The 227-nt window shown below is 55.9% G+C and carries 2 tRNA genes; both read right to left on the bottom strand.

Features of this window, described 5'->3' with window-relative positions:
• Position 1: 1 nt before the first annotated feature.
• A tRNA-Glu gene (locus GHO32_RS26385) sits at positions 2-74 on the bottom strand.
• A gap of 77 nt (positions 75-151) precedes the next feature.
• Positions 152-227, bottom strand: a tRNA-Ala gene (locus GHO32_RS26380).

Here is a 227-nt window from a genome sequence, read left to right as displayed (position 1 = left end):
GCGTCCCCTAGGGGACTCGAACCCCTGTTACCGCCGTGAAAGGGCGGTGTCCTAGGCCACTAGACGAAGGGGACACAAACCCTTCTAACAGTGATCAGTGCTGAGTACTGATCGATTCAATGCCAGTGTGGCCCGGCATTGAACTGTAAATTGGTGGAGCTAAACGGGATCGAACCGTTGACCTCTTGCATGCCATGCAAGCGCTCTCCCAGCTGAGCTATAGCCCC

Origin of the sequence: Pseudomonas sp. FSL R10-2189, assembly GCF_009600325.1 — a bacterium.
GTDB classification, from domain to species: Bacteria; Pseudomonadota; Gammaproteobacteria; order Pseudomonadales; family Pseudomonadaceae; genus Aquipseudomonas; species Aquipseudomonas helleri.
This window is presented reverse-complemented; position numbering and strand designations above follow the sequence as displayed.